Below are 23198 nucleotides of genomic sequence, written 5' to 3'. Positions count from 1 at the left end.
TCTAAGGATTCCACTTGTTGGAAAGTGCCGGGCGCACGGCCTGCACAGCCGGGCGGCCATCCAGGAAGTTGTCCGGGTAATAACCAAAACTGCTGGCGCCCTGGCGCTTGAGTCGTCCCATCCAGTCAGCCAGCAGTTCACCGTCGAGGTCCGTCGCCGGCTTCTGCCGCCAGTCCCGGGCCTGCAACTCGAACACCGTGCGATCCAGCGCGCCCGGGCGTTGCTTGACCTTGCCGACCAGGCCCTCCAGCCAGTCGCCCGCCTGTTTCTCGCTCTGCCCTTCCATCAGCGGCATGGCCATGGGCACGGTCCAGTCGTAGCTGGCGAGGAAGTCGTCGAGGTTCTGGGCGAACCAGGTTTCACTCTGAGGATCGATCACCGGCTCTGTGAACAGGTTGCGCGCTGTCTGTACCTGCGGGCCGCGAATGGCGCGGACCCTCGCGGTGAGTTCGGCGGTGAAATCGATCAGGTAGCGGCTCTTGAACCGCGTCCAGCGTTGCAGTGTCGCCGGATCACCGCGCAGGGCACCGAGGGTGCCCGGCAGGCCATTGGCGGCGTAGGTCCGTAGTGCCTGCGGGCTGGCATCCTCGAAGTCGGACAGCACGGCATCGTCGTGGTAGAGAATGCCGTCGACCGAGGTCAGCCGGGCCACGTCTTCGTAGATCTCACCAATGATCCGCCGTACGTTCGGGTCGAACGGCGACAGGCGCTTGTATTGTTTCGGGTCCACCGAGGCCTGCCCGCTGGCCGGGTCCCAACGCGTCACCCGGGGCAGTTTTTCATCCAGGGCAAAACTCAGCACCGGCATCCAGGCGAAGACCTTGACGTGGGCCCGGGTGTGCAGTTGCCAGGCAACGCGATTGAACAGGTCGGCGCGCATCGGCAGATGGCGGTTGGGGAAGTACAGCGAACGCGCCAGGCCGTCCCCCGCCGGATCGGCGAACGCTTGCAGGAACACGGTATTGGCGCCCATATCCGCCACGTGCTGGACCAGCATGCCGAGGTTGGCTTCCTGCTGGGCCGGGTTCGGGTCGTAGACATTATCCAGGTCGACATGCACCACGCGCATTGGCAAACGGTTCTGCACCGCGACAACAGCGCTGGCGTAGTGCGCCCCATCCGGATCCGCCGCCACCAGCAGGCGCGGGCTGTTCATCAGTTGGTCGAGGCTGTCGATACCGTCGTCCAGGGTCAGCGCGATCTGGTAGCCCTGCTCCTTGATGACTTTCAACGCAGTGCCATCGGCGGTGCCGTAAGGCCAGATCCAGACCCGCGGCGAATAACCGGTGGCCGCACGAATCTTCGCCGAGATGGCCAGCACATCCGCGCGCGTGCGAGCCTCGAAATCGGCCTCGCTTTCATAACGACCGGTCGCCGTATCGTAACGCCGGGTCGCCGCCGCCGGTTGCAGGTTGCCCTGGGGATTGGCGAGCATGCCGTGGTGGTTGGCGTTGGTGTGCGCAACGATTTCCACCAGTCCCGAGGATGCTACTTCCTTGATCTGCGCCCAGTTCAGAAACATGGTGCGCGGGCGCATGTCACCGGCAAAATCCACCGGTTTATCCGCCGGGGTATCCATCCAGACGCCGACCGGGGCCAGCAAGGCCGGCCATTGATAGCTCCTGAGCAGCGGCATCACGCGGGTGTAGAAACTCGCGTAACCGTCATCGAAGGTCAGCAGAATCGCCCTTGGCGGTAACTCGGGCCCACCCTTGCGCGCCGCCAGGATCTGGTCCACGGTCACCGGCCGATAGCCATTCTCCCTGAGCCACGCCAGTTGCTCGAGCAAGCGTTCGGTGCGCACGGCAACCACCGCCTGGTCCGGGTCGCGGTCCTCAATGTCATGGTAGGTCAGGCTGAGAAAATGATTTTTCGGCCAGGGCGCTTCATTGATCGGCACGCTACGCTGCGCGGGCGCGACAAATTCGACCGGCTTCTGGGCACAGGCACCGATCAGCAAGGCTCCCAGCAACAGGATGCAACGCGTGATCCAAGGCATCATCATCCCCTTCTAGAAACGGTAGGTCAGATCGACGGTCAGCCGCACGTCGCGTTCGCGGTCACCGTCATAGGGCCGACTGATCCAACTCAGGTTGGCTCCGGCCTCCAGCACATCGTTCCAGCTCACCCGCTGGCCATACCCCAGCAGCGCAACGGCACCTGTCGAATAATCGCGCTGGCTGTAGGTCCCGGCACCGACTTGGAATTGCTGGCTCCACTGGGTTTCGTAGCGGCTATAAAGCACATGATTGACGTTCACCGTCGGCAGCACGCTGAAGTCGGACTTGGGGTTGAAGTACGGCACGTCTTCGCTCTTGCTGTTGTGGCTGGTGCCGACCTCCAGGCCCAGGTCCACCTGCACATGGGCCGTGCTGTAGATACCTTCGCGTCCGGTAAGCAGGGCCTCGGTGCGATTGTTGCCGTCGCTGAAATGCGAGGGCGTGACCGCCAGCTTCCACTCGCGGCTTTCGTCGGCGCGCCAACGCAGGAATGCACTCGCCGAATTGGCGCTGATGTCGCTGTTCAAGGCGCGCAACGGCGTCGCTGCCGACAGCCGTTCGAGGCTGCCGCCGTATTGCCAGTGATCATTGATATCGAAAGCCGCCGCCAGGCGCGCGCCGAGTTTGTCGCCATAGCCGTAGGACTGGTTGGAGACCTCGGCCTGTAGGGTCATGTCACGGGTCCGATCTTCGATACCAAGCCGCTGCCAGCGCCGTCGGGCATCTCCTTCGGTGAAGCGGCCAAAGGCATAACCGGCCCCGGCGAACAACCGCCAGTCCTCATTGATCGGCGGACTGTAGAGCGTGCTTTCAATGCCGTAGTCGCGACTGCCGGTCACCGCACCGGCACCGGCGGCACCGCCACCAAAACTCTTGCCGGTATAGGCCTCGACCCGCAACTCGGCCATGTCATGGACTTCGCGCAGACGCTCCAGGCGCTGGACCTGCAGGCTCTCGGCAAACCGTGCGGCAACGTCGTCGGTCAGCACATCGAGCTGGCGCCACTCCTGCAACGCCAGGGCGGTGTTGGCCTGGGCCACTTCCAGCCCCAGGTCGCGCGGCGCCTCGCTTTCGGTTTCCTTGTTCAAGGCCTCGGCACGCCGTGGCCACTCACGGGCCAGGTACATATCGGCCTGGGCCACCCGCAAGCCGACCTCACCTGGCGCCTGTGCCACCAGCGCCTCCAGACCTTGCTCGCTGGCGGGCAGATCGCCGTTGTGCTGCCCCATCTGCGCCGCCAACTGCTGGGCGTCCAGCCAGGCATCGTTGGGAACACCGCCCGGCACGCCCTTGAGCTGCAATCGCGGCGGTACGGTGAGCGCCAGCGCGTCCGCCAACGCGCGGGCTTCTTCCGGCTGGTCGCTTTCAACCAGGGCATAGACCAGCGCCGAGGTATCGCCCGCCTGGTCGATGGGGTCCGCGCTGGGTGCCGCGAGAATCTGCCGATACAACGCCACGGCCTTCTCCGGTTCGCGTACCGCGAGGTAAGCCGAGGCAATCCAGCGCTGGGCATAGGGTGGGATCGTCACCCCTTCATCTATCAGTTTTTGCGCCTCGCTCAGCACCTCGGCATTGCGCGAGCGGGCCTTGAGCGCACCCAGGCGGTCGATGCGCCAGTGCACCACATCATCATGGGCCTGCGGGTCCGCGGACCAGGCCGCGAGCAAGCGGTCGTAGTCGGCCAGGGCACGATCGGCGACGACAAAACGTTCCTGTTCGGTTCGGGTCGGCAGCTCGGCCAGGCGGACCCGCTCGGCCGCCAGCTCGCCTTCAAGGCGCCGGGTCGCGGCCGCGTCGATCAGCCCGGGATGCCGCTGGGCCAGGCGCAGGGCCGGCTCCGGCAGGCGCGCGCGCTCCAGGGCGAACAGGTATTCACGCATCACTTCGGGTTTATCCGAAGCCCGGATAAAAGCCTGGTCGTACTCGAACAAAGCATCACTGTTAGCGCCCGAGCGGGTCAGCGCATACCCCAGGGCCATGCGGCGGGCCGGGTCGTTGGGTTGTTTGTCGACCTGTTCGCGCGCCCGGCGCACCGCGTCCTGGGGGTCACCGCCATCGGCCTCGGTAATCGCCAGGCCCAGTTGCAGGTCGGCATTCTGCGGCTCACGCTCCAGGGCCTGGCGATACAGGCGCTCGGCCTCATCCCAGCGTTTCAGGTTGCGATAGGCGCGGGCGACGGCGGTCAGGGCCTGGGTCGGCAAGGTCCGCTGGGCACCCTGGGTTTCATAGACACTGACCACTTCGGCATCCAGCCCGGCCCAGCTGGCGATCTGCAAGTGATCGCTGATCTGGCCGGCGGATTGTTGCGCGGCCGGCAATTGACGCAAGAGCACCAGCGCCGGGGTGTAGCTGCCGTCACGGGCCTGCCGGATAAGCTGGTCGTAGGCGGTATCGGCGAAGGCATTGAGGGGCCAGAGCAACTGGCTGCACAACGCCACTCCCAGCAACGTGTGCAATCTGCCCCCGAGGCAGAGTTGAGCATTACGCGGCATATCGTCCATTTCCCCAATGACAGCCGGAGTTCAATGCTCCTGCCTGATGCAGACACACAGGGGAGCCTAGCGACAGCAGTCGAAAACGTCGCCCGCCTGTCGTTCTCGAAGGGTAGACCAAAAAAACAAGCTCAATACGTATTCAGTCGGTGCTCACTAAAAAGACCTGGGGCAACGCGCGGTCAGTCCTGCCAGAGAGGCAGGCACAGCGTGAACGTCGTGCCCTGGCCCTCGACGCTGGCGCAGTGAATACGCCCCTCATGCCGGTCGATCACCGCCTTGACCATCGACAGTCCCAGCCCCAGGCCTTCGGTGTTGTCAGGGCCGGCAAAGCGTTTGTACGGTTCAAAAAGCTGCGGCAATGCCTGTGCGCCGATGCCCCGCCCCTGATCGCCAACGCTGCAGGTCAGTTCATGCTCCGCTACCGTTACATCGAGGCTGACGAAGGTGCCGGAAGGGCTGTACTTGATGGCGTTTTCCAGCAGGTTGAACAGCGCCCGGGTCAGCAGCGAGGCATCGGCCCGCACCAGGCTTTCATCGACCTCGTCGAGCCGATGGCGCAGCTCGATGCCCTTGAGCTGGGCCAAAGGGGCCACCTGGTCGAAGGCGTCCAGCACCAGCATGGCGAACAGCACCGGCTCGAAGGTGTAAGCCTCCGACTCGGCCTTGGCCAACTGCACAAAAGCCTCGGTCAGACCCAGGGCCCGGCGCACTTGCTGTTCGATCTGGTGATAGAGCGGCGCATCGTCGTGCTGCGCGCGCTGCACTTCCAGCAGTGCCAGGATCGCCGAGTGCGGCGCCCGCAGGTCATGGGACAGAAAGCGCAACAAGGTCGCCCGTTGCTGCTCGGCCTCACGTGCAAGACTCAGGTCCGCCAGGCTGAACAGCCAGCCGACGGTGACTTCATCTTCCGTTGACCGCAGCGGTGCCAGGTCCAGGTGCAGGGTGCGCTGGCGACTGTCGCGAAATTCCTGGCTCGGCAGTTCGGTCAATGCTGGCCGCACTGGCCCGCCAACACCGGGAAAGCCAAGGCCCGCCAGGCAATCGAGCCAGTCCTCACCGACCAGCATGGGTCCCAGCAGGTCACGCGCGCTGCGGTTGGCGAGCAGCACCTGGCCCTGGGTGTCGGTGATCAACGTTGCCACGGGCAGGCATTCCAGGCCATCGGCCATAAACCGCCGGGTATCGCGAGTACGCCCGAGGGCCTGTTCCAACGCCGCGATGCGACCTTGCAACACATCACCCTTGGGCACCACGACCCGGCGCCGTTCGGGCAGCACCCTGGGCTCGTCGTTCAGACGGGCCAATTCCCAGCCAAAGTAAGCCAGTACCGCACTCAGGCGCCGCCAGTTCCAGATCAGGTAAGCCAGCAAAAAACCGCTCAGGCTGGCGGCCGGCGACCACCACAGGCCGAACCGCAACAACCCCCAGGCTGCCAGCAGCACCGCGGCCATGCTGCCGAGCGTCAGCCACAACGCATAACGCGCACGCAACAACAGCCCGCCCAGCAGGAGGGCCACCGCCAACACCGACAACAGCATGCCCGGCAGTGGCGCCAGCTCGACAATGCTGCGCTGCTGCAACAGGCCATTGAGCAGGTTCGCCTGGATCTCCACCCCGGCGGTGGTGCCGGCCTGCTCGGACACCGGCGTGACATAGCGATCCCCCAGGCCCGGTGCGGTCGCGCCCACCAGGATCAGCCGATCACGCAACAGCGTCGCCGGCACCTCACCGCGCAGCACGCTGATATAGGGCACGCTGGGGAAGCCGCCAGCCGCCGCGATAAAGGGCACCAAGATGGCGTTCTGCCGTTGCCATCCGTGGAGCTCGGAAACACTTCCGGCACCGGGCATCGGTTGCCGCTCAGCCTCCGGCAGCGCCATCTGATAGGCCAGCCAGGCCAACTGCTCACGGGGCTGGTGGACCGGACCTTCGCGCAGGAATACCCCGCGCACCACGCCGTCGTTATCCGCTTCGACATTGATATGGCCGACCGCCCTGGCGCAACGTCGCAGCGGTTCGATCGGCCCGACTTCGCCCAGCGCCGTGGCAAAGCGCGGCACGCCTTCGCGCAACAGCGGCAAGACCACATTGCCGGCGCGGCACAGGGCCTGGGCCAGGCGCTCGTCGCCGCTGCCCGCAGCCTCCGGCTCGCTGAAAATCACATCGAACAGCACACCCCGGGGCTGCACGGCGCTCAAGCGCTCGAGCAGCTCGGCATGCACGCTGCGCGGCCAGGGCCAGCGCCCCAGGGCCTCAAGACTGCGGTCATCGATGGTAACCAGGAGGATCCGTGGATCGACCGGCAAGGGGCTCAGGCGGCTCAACCGGTCATAGAGAAAATGGCTGAACGCCAGGTTCTGGCTCAAGGAGAGCACGGCGGTCAGCGGCAGCAACAACAGGCCCACCAGCAGCCATTCGCGCAACAAACCACGAAACAGCCGTTGTGCCTGCGTCGGCTCGCGTCCCTCGTGCCGTCGCCACAACCTCATGGACGCCGGATACCGCAGCTATTGCTCATGAACCGTCCTGGGCCAGTAGTAGATATCGTAGACCCCAGTCTGGCCCTCAAGTCCCTGCTCGTCGAATGCCGACAGCCGCACATGGTAGAACGCCGCCTGCAAACCACTGAAACGGATATCCGGGGTGCTGGAAAAACGTTCCTGCTTGATATTGAGAAACGCCGCGTCGGTAGCGACCTGCGCGCGATAGCGCCGGGCGCCGTCGAGGGGCTGGAGAAAAAGTTGCCAGATCGGCTTGTCGCCACGCTGGCCGTCCTGCCCGAGCAGGCGTGGAGCCGCCAGCAGGTCGACCGGCTTGAGCTCGCCCTGGTCCTGGATCTTCAGGCCCTGTCGGGCGTTGACCCTGACCGCGGGCTCAGCCGCAACGGGCAGTTTGTCCCGCGCCTTGTTGCCGGGTGCCGGCGACGCTTCGGCGCGACTCACCGCGACCTGGCCGTCGAGCACTTCAACCAGAGACTGCCCCTCTTCGCTACGGGTGCGAAAGTGCGTACCGCGCACCCCGAGCACGCCGACCGAGGTGCGAATCTGGAAGCGATCATGTTCGCTGATGCGCTTGATCACATAGGACTCGACCTGACCTTGTTCGAGCTGTATCTGCGGGATCGACTGCGTCTCGTCCAGCTGCAAACGCACCTGCGAGTTGGACGGCAGGACGATCCGCGAACCGTCGCCCAGCACCAGGCTGACAAAGGCATCGCCCGAGGTTCTCACCCCTTCGTGTTCCTCCAGGCTCATCCCTTCTTCCAGCGCCAGCGGCTTGCCCTTGGCATCCAGCTTCCAGGCCTCGCCCGCCAGGTGCAGCACCACCGCCGGAAAAGGCTGCGGACGGCATTGTTGTTCGCGATCAAGGTAAGGCGCGCGCAGGGCCGGTGTGGCCGCCAGGGCAGTGTGGCCGATCAGGCAGAAGACAATGCCGAGCAGCAGGCTCGGACGGGACGGGAAAGCAGGAAAATACGGGTGCGAAAGAAAGCGTTCGCTCATGGGCTTGGCCGCTCAGGCTCTGGAGGGAGCAGGATCGAAGTAAAGGAACGACGGCACACAACCATCCGGGCCCATCATGCCACAGCGCCCCCAATTGGCCGGACCACACTGTGTTGCTTTGTGTGAATGCGCACCGGAGTGTGACGGAAAAATGGCCAAGGGAAGGCATCCTGGCTTCCCTTGGCGGCGGTCCGTGTGGATCCGAACCGCCACCCGTCCATGGGTCGGACTTGCTCCAAAGTGCCCCCTTTAGTGCTGGAGCTACTCTATGGGTAAAACGGCGGTGCTCGGCGAATCTGTCAGATTTGTTCAGAATTGCCCTTGCCGGTCAGAACACCCAGCGCGGCTGCTCCCGTGGGGTGATGACCTCACCGGTGGTCCATAGCGTCGGTGCGGAGAATGGCGCTATCCAGCTGCCCTCGGGCACCACGGGTAAACGTTCGGCAACCAGCGAGGGACGTGCAGCCCCGTAATGGAACAGCCCGACGACAAAACCGAAACCAAGACACAGGCTCAACCCGGACAACAACCCGAGCACCGCCCAGGATGGCAAACCGCTGAAACGAAAGGGACTGCCCATGGATCCTTCTCCTTGACCGTGCAAATCGTTACCCTGCGCCTGCCCCCACAAAGGCCACGGTACGCCGGGTAAAAGCCATTTGACATCAGCCTAGCCAGCCGTCACCGGTCCTTGAGGAAATCGCCAGAATTGTTCAGATTTGACAGCCGACTTACAGACCTTCGCGTAGGAAATAGCCTGTAGAGTCCCCTTTTGAGAGACACATCCGCCGTTAAGCCAGGAGAAAACTCCAGACATGCGTGTCGCCATACTCGACGACGAACCCGCCGAACTGCGCCGGGTCGAACAGACCCTGGGCCAGATGGCCGGTGTCGGGGAAGCCCCCTGGACCCTGCACGGTTTCGAGCGCGGCGAGGACCTGTTGCGTCAGTTGCGCCGGGAAACCTTCGACCTGCTGATTCTCGACTGGCAGGTGCCGGACCTCAGCGGCCTGGCGCTGTTGCGCTGGACCCGTGAGCACATGGAAGTACCGCCGCCGGTGATCATGCTCACCAGCCGCGATGCCGAGAGCGATATCGTCCTGGCTCTGGGCAGTGGCGCCGACGATTACGTGAGCAAACCGTTCCGCGCCAATGAACTCAAGGCGCGGGTCAATGCGGTACTGCGCCGGCATGCCGGACAGCGCGGCAATACCAGCGAAATCGCCATCTTCAATGATTTGAGTTTCGACGATGCCGAACTGACCGTGACCCGCTCAGGCCGCCCGGTCAACCTGACCGAGCGTGAGTATCGCCTGGCCCGCTGCCTGTTCAGCAACCTCGGGCGGCCGCTGTCGCGCGAGTACCTCTATGAGCGCTTCTGGCCCCATGAGGAAATACTCTCCTCGCGGCCCCTCGATACCCATATCTATCGCCTGCGCAACAAGCTGGGCCTGACCGCCGAACACGGCTGGCAATTGCTGACGATCTACGGCTATGGGTATCGACTGGAAAGCGTCACCTCTGGCTGAACGCCGCTTAAGGCTGCTCGCCGCCGCTCGCACCACCGAACTTGGTCAGCAGCAAGGTGATGAAATCTTCCACCGGCATTTTCTGCCCGTTGAAGTCCACCTGGCCATTGGCGTAGTGCAGCGTCGAGATGATATCGCTGCCTTGCACCGTCGCCATCTCCGTGGACAAGGCCATGGTGCCGGCCATTTCACTGGCCATCGAGGCTTGCTGGGTGATCGCCTTGGGGTCGGTCTGACCCTGGATCTGCGCTTGCAGGCCCGCCAGGTCGGCGATCATCGGCTTGGACAACGACACCTTGGCATCCAGTTGCGAAACCAGTTGCTTGCCCAGTTCCACCGGTGGCAGATCGGTGGAAGACGGGTTGGTCAGGTCCACCACCAGGCTGGCGCGGCTCTCACCGTTGGCGGTCTTGATCGAGAAGTTTTCCAGGGCGATCTGCGGCTTGCCGGTCAACACTTGCTTGATGTCCGCTTCGGCCTGGGCCTGCTGGGCCGGGGTCAGTTCCGGAACCGCCGCCTCTGGGTCTTCAGCCCCGGCCGCCTGGGCCTTTTGCAAGGCTTCCAACTGGACCTGATACAGCTTGATCAGCGATTGCATCGCCGGGAAATCCAGGTTCTTCGCCGTCCAGCTCATCTGGGCACTGCCCACCGGCTTGTCGTTGTAGTCGATCGAGGCGATGTTATAGGCCAGGCGTCCGGCGAGCACATTGCCCTGCGCTTGCGTCGAGTCTTTCTGCTCGAAGCCCTTGATGGTGACCACCGCCGGCTTGACCCCAAAGCCCAGCTTGGTTTCGCTCAACTCGAGGGTGTTCTGCCCCAGGTAGAAACCCAGGTCGCTCTTGGTCAGGTCGCTGGCCAGGGTCAGGCCGCTCAATTCGACCTGCACCGGCCCCTGCTCAGGGGTGACCGTGGAGACCTTGAGGTTATCCATATAGCCGTTGAGCTTGATCTTGGCCGCCTGGTCGCTGGCGGTCACCGCAAGGTTCAGCCCGGAGAATTTCAGGCTGCTGGTGGCGTTCGGCGCGAAGTCCAGCGGCACCAGTTCGACATTGCCGTCCACCGAACGGTTGTAGCCCAGGGCAACCTGGCCCTTGAGCGGCGCGGCGCCCTTGGCGGCGTCGAACCACTTGGCGGTGGTGTCGTTCTTTTCCAGCTCGTAGTTGCTGTTGACCATCACCGGCGCCAGCTTGAACGCCTTGAGACGCGACCACGGCAACGGCCCGTGCTCGATATGGTCGACGAACAGCAGCTCGAGGTCTTTCTTCTCCGCGCCGGCCTGCAGGTTCTGGAACTTGACGCGGTAGTGCGCGGTGCTGGTGAACAGATGGCGATCCAGCGATACCAGCTCGATCTGCGCGCTGCCGCCGGCACTGGCCAGGGCAGTCTTCAGCTGTTGGTTGGCGTCCTGGATCGAAGTGTTCAGCACCCCTTCCAACTGATTGCCGGTGTACCACGCGCCGACGGTGCTCACCGCACCGACCACCACGACAAAACCTAAAAGCAAGCCCGCTGATTTATTCATGAATTGACCCGATCGATGTCCGTTAAATGGAGAAATGCTGGTCTTCCTGACCCCTGACCGGAGCCGGCTCGACAATGCCCGAAGGGACGCAGGGTAGCATTTGCCGGAGCAGGCCCCAAGGCCTTGCCCACAAGGCCACTGGCCATCACCTCATCCTACGAACAAAAGCGAAATGACTGACAGCGCAGTACGGGAATCGTGCGTTCGGCAGCGCCTATTGGCGTCCCGCGCACGTTTGCGGCGGATCAACGACCGCCGGGCAGGAACAGCAATGACTCAGGAATACTGGACTTCCATCTCATCCAGTTGATGGTCGAAGGTCTTCAAACGCGCGGTCCAGGTGTACACCAGCACCTCGAAGTCGCGGTTGATCACCACGCCGTCCGCCGAGTCATTGCGCGGGTCGCAGACGTCCAGTTGATGCCGCTCACGGGCCATGGCCGTGGCCACATCGGACAATTCGCGGGCATTGGTCAACCAGTGGCGTTCGTCATGGGCCACTTCGCGGTCGAGTTTCAGGCATTGGATCTTGAGCATCTCAAGGCTTTTTTCCAGCGGCGTACCGGTGAGTTCGCCCATGACTTCCTGGAAGGTCCGACCGGGTTGCCAGTAGCTGCCCCAGAAATAGCGGTCGAAGACCGTTTCGACCCGGCGCAGGGCGACTTTGGTATCCCAGACCAGCACCAGGGTCTTGCTCTGGGAGAGCTGGCGTTTCTTCACCTGCTGCGCCTGGTAACTGGCCCAGGCCACCACGGCGATGGACATCACCGCGATCAACGCCGTGGCGCTGTCGAGAAAGGCCAGGGCCTTGTCGATCTGGTGCGCCAGCATGACGCCATAGAAGTAGGTCGCCGAAAGCAGGACAAGCGCCACCACCGCACACCAGAAACCAGGAGCATAAGGGTTTTTCATTATTAGAATCCCCATCGGGCCACGCTGACCACGATGGTTAGGATTCTCCCAGCGCTCCCCACCAGCGGCGACCAGCCGATAGTTCAAAGCATAGCAACGGACTCAGGGTTTCGCGTGTTCGGCAGGTGGCGTTCGTCCGCTTTCCCAACCGCCGCCCAGGGCCAGGAACAAATCGATCTGGCTCATCGCGACCTGGGTATTGGCCGAGGCCAGTTGGGCGCGCACATCGGTGTAGGTGCGGGTCGCCTGCAGGTCGGCGAGGAACGAGGCGCGACCGGCCTTGAAGAAGCGGTGCGTCTGGTCCGCGGCGAGCTTGGCCGAGTTCCCCGCATCGGCCAGGGCATCGCGGCGATCAAGCTGCGCGGTGTACTGGGCCAGGCTGGTCTGGGTTTCGCGGATGGCATTGAGCACCACACCGTCGAAGTGCGCCAGGGCACCCTGGGTACCGGCCTCGGCTTCGCGGATGCGGGCACGGGCGCCGTTGGTCGGCACGGTCCAACTGATCGCCGGGCCGAAGCCCCAACGGTTGGTCGACGGATCGCCCAGATCCTTGAGAATACCGACCGTCCCCACCGTGGCACCGATGCTGATGTTCGGGTACAGCTCGCCCGTGGCCACGCCGATGCTGGCCGTCGCTGCCGCGAGCCGGCGTTCGGCCTGGCGGATATCCGGACGGCGCTTGAGCAACTCGGCACCGTCGCCCACCGGCAACAATTGAGTGATATGCGGCAGCGCGGCGCAATCAGCGACGCCCGCCGGCAGTTGGTCCAGGGGTTTGGCCAACAGCATCGACAGGCGATACAAACCGGCCTGGCGCGCGGCCTGGTAGCGCGGCAGTTCGGCGCGCAGGGATTTGAATTGGGTCTGGGAACGGGTGACCTGGGTTTCGTCGCCACGCCCGGCATCGCGCAGACGCTTGGTCAGCTCGGTGCTCTGGGATTGCAGCGCGAGGGACTCCTCGGCAATCCCGCGCTCTTCGTTGGCCGCACAAACCTGGGTGTAGGAGCGCACCACATCCGCCACCAGGGTGATACGGGCCACATCGCCCGCCGCCTGGGTAGCGTCGGCATTGGCTTTGGCCGCCTCGATGCCGCGCTGCAAGGTGCCCCACAGGTCGAACTGATAGGACGCGGAAAGCGCGATTTCACCGATATTGGCCACCGGGACCTTTTCCGGCAGCAGGAAGGCCTGGCCGGACTCCTGCAAGCGCTGGGCCCCGGCTTTCACCCCGGCACTGAAACCGCCGGCCGCCTCGGCCTCTTCCACCTGGGCCCGGGCCCGTGACAGGCTAGCCGCCGCCACACGCAGATCGGTGTTGGACGCCAGGGCCTGGCGTACCAGCTCGTCCAGGCGCGGGTCCTGGTACAGCCGCCACCAATCGGTCGGCACCGGCGCCGACACCACATTGTCACCTTCACCGGCGATATTCCCTTGCAGGTCCTTGCGTTGCATCGCCGAGTCGGCCGGCAGGTGATAATCCGGGCCGACCATCGAGCACGCCGACAGCATCAGGCCAAGGCCCAGGGTCGCGACTTGCGCCAGCGGTTTCATTGCGCAGCCTCTTTCTTCGGCGCGGCCTTGGCGTCATCGATGATCGACACCGTGGCCGTGCGTCCGGCGATCATGCGGAAGTCCGCCGGCACGTCGTCGAAGGCGATGCGCACCGGAATCCGCTGGGCCAGGCGCACCCAGCTGAACGCCGGGTTGACGTTGGGCAGCAGGTTCGTGCCGCTGGTGCGGTCACGGTCCTCGATCCCGGCGACGATGCTTTCCACATGCCCGCGCAACCGCGCGTTGTCACCGATCACCCGGATGTCCACGGCCTGGCCGACATGAATGCCGTCGAGCTTGGTTTCCTCGAAATAACCGTCGATATGGAAGGAGCTGCTGTCCACCACCGCCAGCACCGGCCGGCCGGCCGTGACGAACTCCCGCTCACGGGGCGCGCGGTCGTTGATGTAGCCGTCCACCGGACTGCGAATCACCGAACGATCGAGGTTCAACTGCGCGGCGTCCACCGCCACCTGGGCTTCGGCCAGGGCCAGCTCGGCACGGGCGACCCGCGACTGGCTTTCTTCCAGTTGCTCACCGGCCACCAGGTTGCCCAAACCCCGGTTGCGCTTGTTCTCGCGCTGGGCCTGGGCCAGGGTTTCCTGGCGGTCGGCCACGGCGGCCTTGGCCTGGCGCAGCGCCAGCTTGAAGCGATCCTGGTCGATGCTGAACAGCACCTGGCCGCGGCTCACCGGCTGGTTGTCGCGCACCTGCACCTGCTGGATCAGGCCGGACACGTCCGGGGCGATCTGCACGATATCGGCACGGATATGCCCGTCCCGGGTCCAGGGCGCGAACATGTAGTACATCACCATGCGCCAGACCACCAGGCAGGCGAAGATCACCACCAGCAAAGTCAGGACTACACGGCCAATGGTCAAAAGAGGTTTTTTCATGTCATCAGGTATCGACTGAACGAATCCACAACGCCCAGCAACAAAGCGTAGAGACCGACGTTGAACAAGGCCCGGTGCCAGACCAGGCGGTAGAAGTGGACGCGCGTCAACAGCCCGTGCACCACCAGGTACAGCGCATACGTAATGCCCATCAGCACCAGCAGCGTGGGCAGGAACACCCCGCTGATATCCAGCTCACCGATCATAACGGCACTCCATTGATCCCATACGGAACGCTCTCCGGCTGATCGCCGCTATCGACAAACTCGACGCCGGGCAACAACGCCAGGCGCAGGCCACTCAAGGCGTGCAACAGGTGCAGGCGGGTTTCGCCATCGTCCAGGCCCTGGGAACTCAAGGCCCGGCGCGTGCGGTCCATCGTCATCAGCAAAGGCGCTGGAGCCGGCAGGCGCTCGCGGGCCTCGAGGCAGGCGCGGAAGTACTCGCCGACCTCTTCCACCACCTGTTTGAGCAGCACATTCGCCACCCCCAGCACCCGCGGGGTGTAGGCCAGCAGGTCGAGCAGGTTGAGCGCGACCCGCAATTCGCGCAGCGCCGCGCCGGTGTCCTGGCCGGTCATGGCCAGGCGCGGCAGGTGCTGCATCAGCCGGTCGAGCATCTGCGCACCCAGGTGCCGGTGTTCGGCCAGGGTCGCCGGCTCGGTCAGCCCGACGATGTCGTGCCAGCTGAAACGGGTCAGGCGCTTGGCCGCCAGCTCGGCGCCGAAAGGCCGCGCCACCAGGGTCCAGACAAAAGCGAACAGCAGGCCCACGGGACCGGCCAGGTTGGCGTTGGAAAAGTTCAGGAAGTCCGCGTCATAGGCCCCTGAAATGCTGATAAAGGACGAGGTGTTGACGATGGTCAGCAAGGTGCCCAGGTAGAAACGCGGCTGCACGGTGAGGGTGCCGACGCAGATAAAGGGCACGGCGAAGGCCAGCACCAGCATCGGGAAATCGTGCAGGTTGGGTAGCACCACGAACAGGTAGAGGCTGGCGAAAATCACCGACATCGCGGTCCAGAAAAAGAACCGGTAGATCTGTGGCGCCGGGTCGTCCATCGCCGCGAAAAAGCTGCAGGCCACCGCCGCGAGGATCACCGCGCTGGCCCCGTCGGTCCAGCCGAGCAGGATCCACAGCACCGAAGCGACGATGATCGCCAGCACCGTCGAGCCCGCCGAATAGAGCATCAGGCCACGGTCGAGAAACGGCGTCAGGCGGCCCAGGCGCCAGTGGCGGTAGACCGCGCGCCAGCTGTCCTGGCTTTCGCACTGGATGGCATATTGCAGGCTGCGCAGGTCCTGCCACAGGTCAATCCATTCGCCGAGGCGGTAGAGGGCGTTGGAGAACAGCAACTGGCGTCGGTCATCCAGCTCGAGCGGGCTCGGTTGCAGGCTCTCGATCTCGGCCCGCAGGCTTTGCCAGCGTTCAACCGGCGCTCCTTTTGTGGTGCTTTCCAACCATTCGCGGGTGGCCACGAGCAAGGGTTCGAAACGCGCCACCAGCTCCGGCGTGCGCCGCTCCATCGCGTAAAGAGCATCGTCCAGGGCATCGACCACCGGCAACAGGTGAATCATCCGCCCGCGCAACTCCTTGGTGTTGCGCACGGTCTGCGGCCGGGCACCTTCGTGGGGCAACTGGCCGATCATCAATTCGAGGCTGTTGAAGGTCGCCACCATCGCCGAGCGCAGCGCGCTGACTTCATCGGCCTGCACGTTGCGCGAAAGGAAACGCAGGCTGTAGGTCGAGGCATCGCCGAACCATTTGCCCGCCGCGTCGATAAACACCGGGGCCAGGCGCCGGGGCCAGAACATGCTGCCGACCACCGCCGCCACGGCGATGCCGAGAAAGATCTCCTCGGTCCGCGACACCGCCACATCGAACACCCCCAGCGGGTTGTCGACCACCGGCAGGGCGATCATCGGCATGGTGTAGCCGGCGAGCATCAGCGCGTAGCTGTTGGCGGTGCGCAGGTGCAGCGAGAGAAATAGCAGGATGCCGGTCCAGAGCGCGATCGCCACCACCAGCAGATAGGGTGTCTGCACGAACAGCGGGACGAACAGCACCGCCGCCGAGGCGCCGAGAAAAGTACCGACCGCGCGGTACAGGGCCTTGGAGCTGGTGGGACCGACAAAGGGGCTGGAGACGATGTAGACGGTGGCCATGGCCCAATACGGGCGCGGCATTTCCATCAGCAAGGCGATATACAGCGCGATCATCGAGGCGGCGAAGGTCCGTACACCGTAGAACCAGTCGCGGGCGGGGGGCATGCCGGTCCAGAAACCGTTCACGGATTCGCCACTCCCAGGTTCTGCCCGGCCGCTTCGAACGCGCGGATGACTCGTAGCGCCGCTTCCAGATCAGCCGGAGCGATGCCGTCGAGCACTTCACTACGCAGGCGGATCAACTGAATTTCGATGTCCTGCATCAAGTGCTCGCCGGCCTCGGTCAGGCTCAGGCATTTGGCCCGGCGGTCACTCGGGTCTTCGCTGCGCAGCACATAGCCGGCATTGCACAACTGGTCGAGCAGGCGCACCAGCGACGGGCTTTCCATTCCGGCTTCGTGGGCCACGGTGACCTGGCGCACGCCCGGCCCCATGCGCCCGACCAGCAGCAACGGCATGGCGCAGGCTTCGGAGATCCCATAGTTGACCAGCGTGGTCTGGCACACCCGGCGCCAATGGCGCGAGGCGACGACGAGGCCGGCACTGATGTGCTTGTGCAGCTGTTCGAGGTGCTTGGACACGGGGAGATTCGCATTGTTAGTTTGCTAACTATCAATATCTCGCATCAGTTGGGGGCTCGTCAAGTTTTGAAACAATTACTTCATGCCGTGGATTAAACCCCTCTCCCCTTCCTCAACAACACATCCAACTGATCCACCACTTCCGCCCAGTCGGCATCGTCGAGAATCTCGCTCCGCAAAAAGTCCGCCTGGCTCTTGCTCCAGAAAAACGCGTCCGCCAGATGCAGCTCCGGCTTGAGCGGCGAGTGGGTGGCGATAAAGCGGTCGATGCTGACCGGGTCATCGGGCAGGCCCAGTTGCTTGAACAGGGACGGCAGGCTGTGATTGGGTGATTCCATGGAGGTCTCCGGTACAAGGAAAAGGGCGATGCTGGTCAGACAGCTTCGCGAGCAAGCACGTTCCCGCTGTGAAGCACCGCGTGAGTGGAGAACGGACAGCGCCCGGGGTCAGTGACAGACCTCGCACACCTCGGCATGGGGCACCAGCTTCAGGTACTGGTCCATCTGCATATGCACCAGGTTGTGGTGGTTGCCGGCTTCCAGGTAGATGTCGTGCTGGCGGGTCAGTTGCGGGTCGACCACCATCTTCAAGCCATAGGACTCACCCAGCGCCGGCACCGCCCCGCGTTCGCAATCCTGGAACAGATAGGCCAGGGTGCTTTCCCGGGTGATCTGCCAGGTACTGGCGCCACGGACCTTGCTCAGGTCCAGGTGCTGGCTGGCGGGCAGGACCGCCATCAGGTAGTGGCCGTGCTGGTCGTCGAGCACCACCGATTTGGCCATGCGTTCGGCCGGGATCCCCGCCAGGCGGGCGGTTTCCAGGCTGCTGGACGAATGCGGATGAGCGACGATGTCGAATTCGCAGCGCGCCTGTTCCAGGCTGCGCTGCACGGTTTTTGCCATGCGCATGATGCACCTCCGGGCCCTGTCGAATGCCCCAGGGCGATGGGTTTGCTGCATTCCTTGAGTAAGAGTCTAGGCAGTTCGCCGTGGAGCGTCGGCTTAACGTCAGTAACCGTTCTCGCTATCACAGGTCCTCGATAGTCGAGTCGGGTCTAAAGCTTCGAGTCCACAAATTCGGCCATACGCGGAATCTTGAACCGACACGGAACCTGTAGGAGCAGGGCTTGCCCGCGAAAGGGTCCTTGAGATCGCTAAAAGCTTCGCGGGCAAGCCCTGCTCCTACAGGCTCCGTGGGGCTCTAAGCCTGCGTTTATCCGGTGGGTCGCCAGAGCTCGACTAAGCTTCTTAATGGGGGTAACGAACTCGCGGAGAATGCAAGTGAGCGGTCGTTGCTGGTGGCGTTGGTTGTTGATCGGGTGGCTGATCGTCTGGCCCGTCGGGCACCAGCTTGCCGAAGGCGCCGACTCCGTCGTGACCCTGATCGTATTGCCCCTCGACGACTCCGGTTCCGGGCTGATCCTGCTGGGTATCGCCCTGATCGTCGCTGAGACGCTCCTGCCCAGCTTCGGCGTGATCGGCTTCGGTGGCCTGGTCGCCGTCGTGGCGGGCACATTGGTCCTGTTCGACCCACAGCTGTTCGACGACAACACCGCACGGCCGTTGAAACTCACCCTGATGCTGATCGGGCTGCTCCTGCTGGTCGGCTTGATCGTCGCGGCCCTCAAGGCCCGCCAGCGCCAGGTGGTCAGCGGCGACGCCGGACTGGAAGGCAGCCTGACCCCGGTGACCGCCCTGAAAGCCGGCGATGCCTATGCCGGTTGGGTGCAACTGCAAGGCGAAAACTGGCAGGTCCTCAGCCCCACGCCGCTGCATCCCGGCCAACAGGTCCGGGTCATCGCACGCAAGGGCCTGCTCCTGGAAGTGAAAGCCGTTGACGACCCGCCAAGGCGAGGAGATTGATCATGGTCCTGCAATTGGGCTCCGGCGCGCTGCTCGCGCTTCTGCTGCTGATGCTGCTGGCATCGACCTTTCGCATCCTGCGCGAATACGAACGCGGCGTGGTGTTCCAGCTCGGGCGCTTCTGGCAGGTCAAGGGACCGGGGCTGATCATCTTGATTCCGCTAGTGCAGCAGATGGTCCGGGTGGACCTGCGCACCGTGGTCCACGATGTCCCGCCGCAAGACGTGATCACCCGCGACAACGTCTCGGTCAAGGTCAATGCGGTGCTGTATTTCCGCGTGCTCGACCCGCAGAAGGCGATTATCCAGGTGGAGAATTTTCTCGCCGCCACCAGCCAGCTGGCGCAGACCACGTTGCGCGCGGTGCTGGGCAAACACGAACTGGATGAGCTGCTGGCCGAGCGGGAAAAACTCAATTCCGATGTCCAGCAGGTGCTCGATGCCCAGACCGATGCCTGGGGGATCAAGGTGGCCAACGTCGAGATCAAGCATGTGGACCTCAACGAGTCGATGATCCGCGCCATCGCCAAGCAGGCCGAGGCCGAACGGGAACGGCGGGCCAAGGTGATTCACGCCGAAGGGGAATTGCAGGCCTCCGAAAAATTGATGCAGGCCGCCGAAATGCTCGGGCGCCAGCCGGGGGCCATGCAGTTGCGGTATATGCAGACGTTGTCGTCGATTGCCGGGGACAAGAGTTCGACCATCGTGTTTCCGTTGCCGATCGAGTTGTTGAAGGGGATGGCGGATCTGTCACAGAAAGATAAGACCTGACGCGCGTTAGCGTTGACGTCCATTGCGCGCGATCAAGAGACGGCCGGATGTTCCTGGAGGATTGCGTTCGGCCCGCAAGGTTTCCAATGCCTGATAAGGCCCCTCGGCCCAGAACGCCACCCGCTCCTTGAGCCGCTCCGATGCCTCCCGGTGCTTGTCCTGGCTATCCGGCACAAACACCTGGTCTGGCTGCTTGGCGTGTTGTCGGGCCACGGAAAACACCTGGTCGCGTTGCTCCGCGTCGAGTCCGAAGAACGCCCCCAGATGCCCTTCCAGCGCCCCCGGCAACTCGCTGTAGTTGACCGGCAAACCGCCAAAAGCCACGCAGTGCTCCCAACCCTTCTGAAGGATCCGCCCGATGCGCGCAGCGATATAATCCTCCCGCGAATCATCCTGCCCCGGGGTGTCCAACACGCTATGGCCGATCATCCCCGGCACCATATGCAGTCCGGCTCGACGCACATGGGACACGGCGATTTCCAGCGGATCGCGGTACAGGAACAACCAGGGCGTCTCGGGAAAACACTCGCGCAACAACGGTAACTCGCCGATATTCCAGGCGTCCAGCTTGATCACCAGGGCCTGCTCACTGCCGCTGCGGCGCTGACCGTAAGCCGCCAACAAGCCCTGCAGGGCCGCGCGCCGCCCCTGCGGATCGAGGTCATCACGCAACAGGCGGTCGAGGGGCGGCGGCTCGCTGATTACGATATGGCTGTCCAACTGCGCCAGCATCTGACCGATCAGCGTCGAACCACAGCGCGAGGCGTGATAGATAAAGGCGCTCGGCGCCACCGCCGGCAATTGCCACTCGCTGAGCACCGCCAGCGGTGTCTCACGCCGAAAGACCTGGTTGAACGGCAGTTGCAGGGCCGCGTCCACCGAATCGCCAAAGAACGGCAGATCCAGACGACGCTCGCCGAACCAGCACCAATCGACACGCCAATAGGCGTCTTCGCGCCAGACGCGAATCGGCAACCAGTCCTTCAGGCCGTCCATGGTGGATTCCAACGCCGGCCCCGGGTCATGGCCGCGCGCAGGTCCTCATGGGCGAAGTGCAAGCCATGGGCGGCGGCCCGCTCCAGGGTCCGGGCGATAAAAGCCTCGCTGTCGGTTTGCACTTGCAGCTCACGGCACAGTTGCGGGTCACGCTCCAGCCATTGGCGAAATTGTTCGAGCCCCATGGCCGCCCGCCCCAGGCCGGGCGCCGGAGTACTCGGCAGGCCCGCGGCGATCTGCTGTTCCAGCCAGGCACTTGGGCGACAGTCGAGCACCAGATGAACCCGCTCGCTATCGCCCCAGTTGTCGACGCTGTGGGGCCGCGCCAGATCGAGAAACCAGCACTCGCCGGCCCTCATGGGAATGCACTGCCCGTCGAGCATGAACTCCACGTCGGGCGGGCTGAGCAGGGGAATATGCAGGCGCCGGTCGGCGTCCGGAGGACTGAGGTCGTAATCACGGTGTTCATGAATTCGCCCACCCGGCCCCAGCCGCAACAGGCGCGCCGAGCGGATTTCCAACGGCAGGCCCTGCAAGCCATAGGACCAGCGCGAGTCCTCCAGCCAAGGCTTGCGCGCAACCGCCTCGCCCTTGCCCGGCGCCAGTTCGCCCGGGGCATCGTTGGCGGACACCAACGCTACCCCGCTCCACTCGCCGGTGAAATAATCGCGATTGAAATGCGCTACCCAGGCGCTGTCGCCCACCTGCGCCAGGGCCTGGCGCAGCAGCGGCAGGTCCACGGCGACCGGCAGGCGGGAAAACGCCGGCCGGCTCAAGGAATCACTCCGCCCGCGCCCAGCCTGTCGAGCAAGTGTTCGACACAGGCCTCTCGCCGGCTGGCGCTGATGGACCCCGTGGACAGGTCGGTCATTTCGCTTGAGCAGGCCTCACAGGGTCATCGATCTTGCCCGCGGCCCAGTCGGATTCACGGGTGGCCAAGGCCCCGGCAATCGCCTGGATCTTGGTCGAAGACACTTCCGGCGGCAGCGGATCAAGCCCGGCACTGGCAAAGATCTGCCCATAGGCGTTGCGCAGATCGGCATAGGCCAGGTCGCGGCGCAGGTCGGCCTGCAAGGTGTTGAGCTCGCCCTGGATCAGGTCCAGTTCACCGAGCCCCGCAGCCTTGTAGCGGTTGCGCAACTGACCGGCGATCTGCCCGTCAATATTCGACAGTTGCTGGCTGGTCTTGAACTGGCGCACGGCTTCGTTGAAGTTGGCATTGGCCACGTAGAGCTGGGCCAGCACCGCGATGGACATGGCCTGGCGGCGTGCCGTGGCGACTTCTTCACCGGCCTTGGCGACGTCGATGGCCGCCGGGGCGGAGATCACGTTGAACAGGTTCCAGGTGACCTTGACGCCGTAGTCGGCCCACTTGTCGTTGACCAGGAAGGAGTTGCTGTCGTAATGGCCACCGGCGGAGAATTCCAGGCCCGGCAGCAGGCGCAGCATGGCCTTGCGGGTTTCGTTGGCGCTGATGCGGGTCTGGTAGTCCTGCTCGCGCAGTTCCGGACGGTTGGCCAGGGCTTCCTGCTCCAGCTTGCCCATGTCGACCTTGAGTTGCGGAATCTCGTAGTTTTCCGGGGTCGCCAGGGTCAGCTCGGTGCCCATGGGCAGGTTGATCAGGGTCGCCAGCTCGGTCTTGGCCAGGGTCAGCGCCTTGCGTTGTTCTTCCAACTGGCGCGTGGCGACGATCAAAGCGCGCTGGTAACCCAGGGCCTGGACCGGGTCACCGATACGCTGGTCGCTCATTTTCTCGCTGTTGCCCTGGGCCTGCTCGACCCGTGCCATCAGGCTGTCGATCTGCTTGAGCAGGCGCTCGGCGGCCACGGCGCGCCAGTAGGCCGAACGCACGTCCTGGACGATGGTGTTGACCACCTTGCGCCGGCGTTCCTGGACGATCAGGCGTTGGTCACCCTGCTGCTTGGCGTTGATATAGCTCACGCCGAAGTCGAGCACGTTCCAGACCATGGTCAGGTCGCCGACACGACGGTCGCGATCCTGGGAGGTCGAAGGGACCAGGGACGTGCTACCGGTCTGGACGCTCTCGCTGCTGGAAGCGCTGACGTTGTTACGCCCGACGTAGCCGGCGGACAATGCCATGCGTGGCAGCATGTCGAAGCTGGCGAGGTCGAGTTGGCGTTTGGCCAGGGCCTCCTCCATGATCTTGAGCCGGCCTTCGAGGTTGTACTTCACCGCGCGGGCCATGGCCTGGTGCAAGGTCAGCGGGCCGTTCAACGGCTCCTGATCCTTGAACATGGTCTGCATATCGCTCTTGGCACGTTGTTCACTGACACTACGATCGATCGGCTCGCTGGTGACGGCACAACCACTGACTACCAGCGCCAGCAAGCTGACGCTGAACAACTTATGACTTCTTCTCATCCCTTGCACCGCCCCTGACTACTGCATTCTTTTTTATAGGC

General features: G+C 64.0%; 20 protein-coding genes. 3 read left to right on the top strand and 17 right to left on the bottom strand.

Annotated features, from left to right (window positions below; all coding sequences use genetic code 11):
- Nucleotide 1 precedes the first annotated feature (1 nt).
- From pgaB to M5C56_RS24815, 5 genes are all read right to left on the bottom strand, one after another.
- On the bottom strand, nt 2-1999 hold the full coding sequence (gene pgaB, locus M5C56_RS24835) for a poly-beta-1,6-N-acetyl-D-glucosamine N-deacetylase PgaB (protein WP_103496040.1): 1998 nt from the start codon (nt 1997-1999) through the stop codon (nt 2-4).
- A 12-nt stretch (nt 2000-2011) separates the two neighbouring features.
- A complete protein-coding gene (gene pgaA, locus M5C56_RS24830; protein ID WP_103496041.1) occupies nt 2012-4492 on the bottom strand; it encodes a poly-beta-1,6 N-acetyl-D-glucosamine export porin PgaA in 2481 nt (826 codons plus the stop codon).
- A 182-nt stretch (nt 4493-4674) separates the two neighbouring features.
- Complete coding sequence (locus tag M5C56_RS24825) at nt 4675-6984, bottom strand: CHASE2 domain-containing protein (protein ID WP_103496023.1); 2310 nt, start codon at nt 6982-6984, stop codon at nt 4675-4677.
- A gap of 18 nt (nt 6985-7002) precedes the next feature.
- On the bottom strand, nt 7003-7995 hold the full coding sequence (locus M5C56_RS24820; protein WP_103496024.1) for a FecR domain-containing protein: 993 nt from the start codon (nt 7993-7995) through the stop codon (nt 7003-7005).
- 328 nt (nt 7996-8323) lie between these two features.
- Complete coding sequence (locus M5C56_RS24815; RefSeq protein ID WP_103496025.1) at nt 8324-8575, bottom strand: hypothetical protein; 252 nt, start codon at nt 8573-8575, stop codon at nt 8324-8326.
- A 235-nt stretch (nt 8576-8810) separates the two neighbouring features.
- Here M5C56_RS24815 and M5C56_RS24810 point away from each other — a divergent pair, with 235 nt between their 5' ends.
- Nucleotides 8811-9524 (top strand): response regulator transcription factor, encoded by a 714-nt coding sequence (locus M5C56_RS24810; protein ID WP_103496026.1) that lies wholly within the window; start codon nt 8811-8813, stop codon nt 9522-9524.
- 7 nt (nt 9525-9531) lie between these two features.
- Here the strand turns inward: M5C56_RS24810 and M5C56_RS24805 are convergent, their stop codons facing one another.
- From M5C56_RS24805 to M5C56_RS24765, 9 genes are all read right to left on the bottom strand, one after another.
- Nucleotides 9532-11046 carry a YdgA family protein gene (locus tag M5C56_RS24805; protein WP_103496027.1) on the bottom strand — a complete coding sequence of 505 codons (1515 nt, stop codon included), beginning with the start codon at nt 11044-11046 and terminating at the stop codon, nt 9532-9534.
- A gap of 276 nt (nt 11047-11322) precedes the next feature.
- Nucleotides 11323-11958: an NADH:ubiquinone oxidoreductase subunit N gene (locus M5C56_RS24800; protein WP_103496028.1), complete on the bottom strand. Its 636-nt coding sequence runs from the start codon at nt 11956-11958 to the stop codon at nt 11323-11325.
- A gap of 102 nt (nt 11959-12060) precedes the next feature.
- Complete coding sequence (locus tag M5C56_RS24795; protein WP_103496029.1) at nt 12061-13509, bottom strand: efflux transporter outer membrane subunit; 1449 nt, start codon at nt 13507-13509, stop codon at nt 12061-12063.
- The gene (locus M5C56_RS24790) at nt 13506-14405 is read right to left on the bottom strand and encodes an HlyD family secretion protein (RefSeq protein WP_103496030.1); all 900 of its coding nucleotides are present in this window, start codon (nt 14403-14405) and stop codon (nt 13506-13508) included. The genes M5C56_RS24795 and M5C56_RS24790 overlap by 4 nt, the downstream gene beginning before the upstream one ends.
- Entirely contained in the window at nt 14402-14611 is a 210-nt protein-coding gene (locus M5C56_RS24785) for a DUF1656 domain-containing protein (protein ID WP_103496031.1), read from the bottom strand. Before M5C56_RS24785 ends, M5C56_RS24790 begins: the two co-directional genes overlap by 4 nt.
- On the bottom strand, nt 14608-16692 hold the full coding sequence (locus M5C56_RS24780; RefSeq protein ID WP_103496032.1) for an FUSC family protein: 2085 nt from the start codon (nt 16690-16692) through the stop codon (nt 14608-14610). Before M5C56_RS24780 ends, M5C56_RS24785 begins: the two co-directional genes overlap by 4 nt.
- Nucleotides 16689-17147: a MarR family transcriptional regulator gene (locus M5C56_RS24775; protein WP_103496033.1), complete on the bottom strand. Its 459-nt coding sequence runs from the start codon at nt 17145-17147 to the stop codon at nt 16689-16691. Before M5C56_RS24775 ends, M5C56_RS24780 begins: the two co-directional genes overlap by 4 nt.
- Before the next feature lie 92 nt (nt 17148-17239).
- Nucleotides 17240-17485, bottom strand: a complete 246-nt coding sequence (locus M5C56_RS24770; protein WP_103496034.1) for a DUF2789 domain-containing protein — start codon at nt 17483-17485, stop codon at nt 17240-17242.
- A 108-nt stretch (nt 17486-17593) separates the two neighbouring features.
- On the bottom strand, nt 17594-18055 hold the full coding sequence (locus tag M5C56_RS24765) for a YbaK/EbsC family protein (RefSeq protein WP_103496035.1): 462 nt from the start codon (nt 18053-18055) through the stop codon (nt 17594-17596).
- A 372-nt stretch (nt 18056-18427) separates the two neighbouring features.
- Between M5C56_RS24765 and M5C56_RS24760 the strand changes: the two genes are divergently transcribed.
- Together M5C56_RS24760 and M5C56_RS24755 are read left to right on the top strand one after the other, a co-directional pair.
- Nucleotides 18428-19009, top strand: coding sequence for an NfeD family protein (locus M5C56_RS24760; protein ID WP_247263348.1), 582 nt, complete (start codon nt 18428-18430; stop codon nt 19007-19009).
- Nucleotides 19010-19011: 2 nt separating this feature from the next.
- The gene (locus M5C56_RS24755) at nt 19012-19779 is read left to right on the top strand and encodes a slipin family protein (protein ID WP_103496037.1); all 768 of its coding nucleotides are present in this window, start codon (nt 19012-19014) and stop codon (nt 19777-19779) included.
- A 6-nt stretch (nt 19780-19785) separates the two neighbouring features.
- Here the strand turns inward: M5C56_RS24755 and M5C56_RS24750 are convergent, their stop codons facing one another.
- The 3 genes from M5C56_RS24750 to M5C56_RS24740 all read right to left on the bottom strand — a co-directional run bounded on the left by M5C56_RS24750 (nt 19786) and on the right by M5C56_RS24740 (nt 23139).
- Nucleotides 19786-20775: a sulfotransferase family protein gene (locus M5C56_RS24750; protein WP_247263347.1), complete on the bottom strand. Its 990-nt coding sequence runs from the start codon at nt 20773-20775 to the stop codon at nt 19786-19788.
- The gene (locus M5C56_RS24745; protein WP_103496038.1) at nt 20763-21551 is read right to left on the bottom strand and encodes an aspartyl/asparaginyl beta-hydroxylase domain-containing protein; all 789 of its coding nucleotides are present in this window, start codon (nt 21549-21551) and stop codon (nt 20763-20765) included. Before M5C56_RS24745 ends, M5C56_RS24750 begins: the two co-directional genes overlap by 13 nt.
- 91 nt (nt 21552-21642) lie before the next feature.
- Entirely contained in the window at nt 21643-23139 is a 1497-nt protein-coding gene (locus tag M5C56_RS24740; protein WP_247263360.1) for a TolC family protein, read from the bottom strand.
- Nucleotides 23140-23198 lie beyond the last annotated feature (59 nt).

Source organism: Pseudomonas sp. MWU13-2862 (assembly GCF_023242495.1).
Taxonomy (GTDB): domain Bacteria; phylum Pseudomonadota; class Gammaproteobacteria; order Pseudomonadales; family Pseudomonadaceae; genus Aquipseudomonas; species Aquipseudomonas gingeri_D.
This window is presented reverse-complemented; position numbering and strand designations above follow the sequence as displayed.

Excerpts from the sequence above, each read along its gene's own strand:
- pgaB (WP_103496040.1), bottom strand. The coding sequence starts at position 1,999 with ATGCCTTGGATCACGCGTTGCATCCTGTTGCTGGGAGCCTTGCTGATC.
- pgaA (WP_103496041.1), bottom strand. The coding sequence starts at position 4,492 with ATGCCGCGTAATGCTCAACTCTGCCTCGGGGGCAGATTGCACACGTTG.
- M5C56_RS24825 (WP_103496023.1), bottom strand. The coding sequence starts at position 6,984 with ATGAGGTTGTGGCGACGGCACGAGGGACGCGAGCCGACGCAGGCACAA.
- M5C56_RS24820 (WP_103496024.1), bottom strand. The coding sequence starts at position 7,995 with ATGAGCGAACGCTTTCTTTCGCACCCGTATTTTCCTGCTTTCCCGTCC.
- M5C56_RS24815 (WP_103496025.1), bottom strand. The coding sequence starts at position 8,575 with ATGGGCAGTCCCTTTCGTTTCAGCGGTTTGCCATCCTGGGCGGTGCTC.
- M5C56_RS24810 (WP_103496026.1), top strand. The coding sequence starts at position 8,811 with ATGCGTGTCGCCATACTCGACGACGAACCCGCCGAACTGCGCCGGGTC.
- M5C56_RS24805 (WP_103496027.1), bottom strand. The coding sequence starts at position 11,046 with ATGAATAAATCAGCGGGCTTGCTTTTAGGTTTTGTCGTGGTGGTCGGT.
- M5C56_RS24800 (WP_103496028.1), bottom strand. The coding sequence starts at position 11,958 with ATGAAAAACCCTTATGCTCCTGGTTTCTGGTGTGCGGTGGTGGCGCTT.
- M5C56_RS24795 (WP_103496029.1), bottom strand. The coding sequence starts at position 13,509 with ATGAAACCGCTGGCGCAAGTCGCGACCCTGGGCCTTGGCCTGATGCTG.
- M5C56_RS24790 (WP_103496030.1), bottom strand. The coding sequence starts at position 14,405 with ATGAAAAAACCTCTTTTGACCATTGGCCGTGTAGTCCTGACTTTGCTG.
- M5C56_RS24785 (WP_103496031.1), bottom strand. The coding sequence starts at position 14,611 with ATGATCGGTGAGCTGGATATCAGCGGGGTGTTCCTGCCCACGCTGCTG.
- M5C56_RS24770 (WP_103496034.1), bottom strand. The coding sequence starts at position 17,485 with ATGGAATCACCCAATCACAGCCTGCCGTCCCTGTTCAAGCAACTGGGC.
- M5C56_RS24765 (WP_103496035.1), bottom strand. The coding sequence starts at position 18,055 with ATGCGCATGGCAAAAACCGTGCAGCGCAGCCTGGAACAGGCGCGCTGC.
- M5C56_RS24755 (WP_103496037.1), top strand. The coding sequence starts at position 19,012 with ATGGTCCTGCAATTGGGCTCCGGCGCGCTGCTCGCGCTTCTGCTGCTG.
- M5C56_RS24750 (WP_247263347.1), bottom strand. The coding sequence starts at position 20,775 with ATGGACGGCCTGAAGGACTGGTTGCCGATTCGCGTCTGGCGCGAAGAC.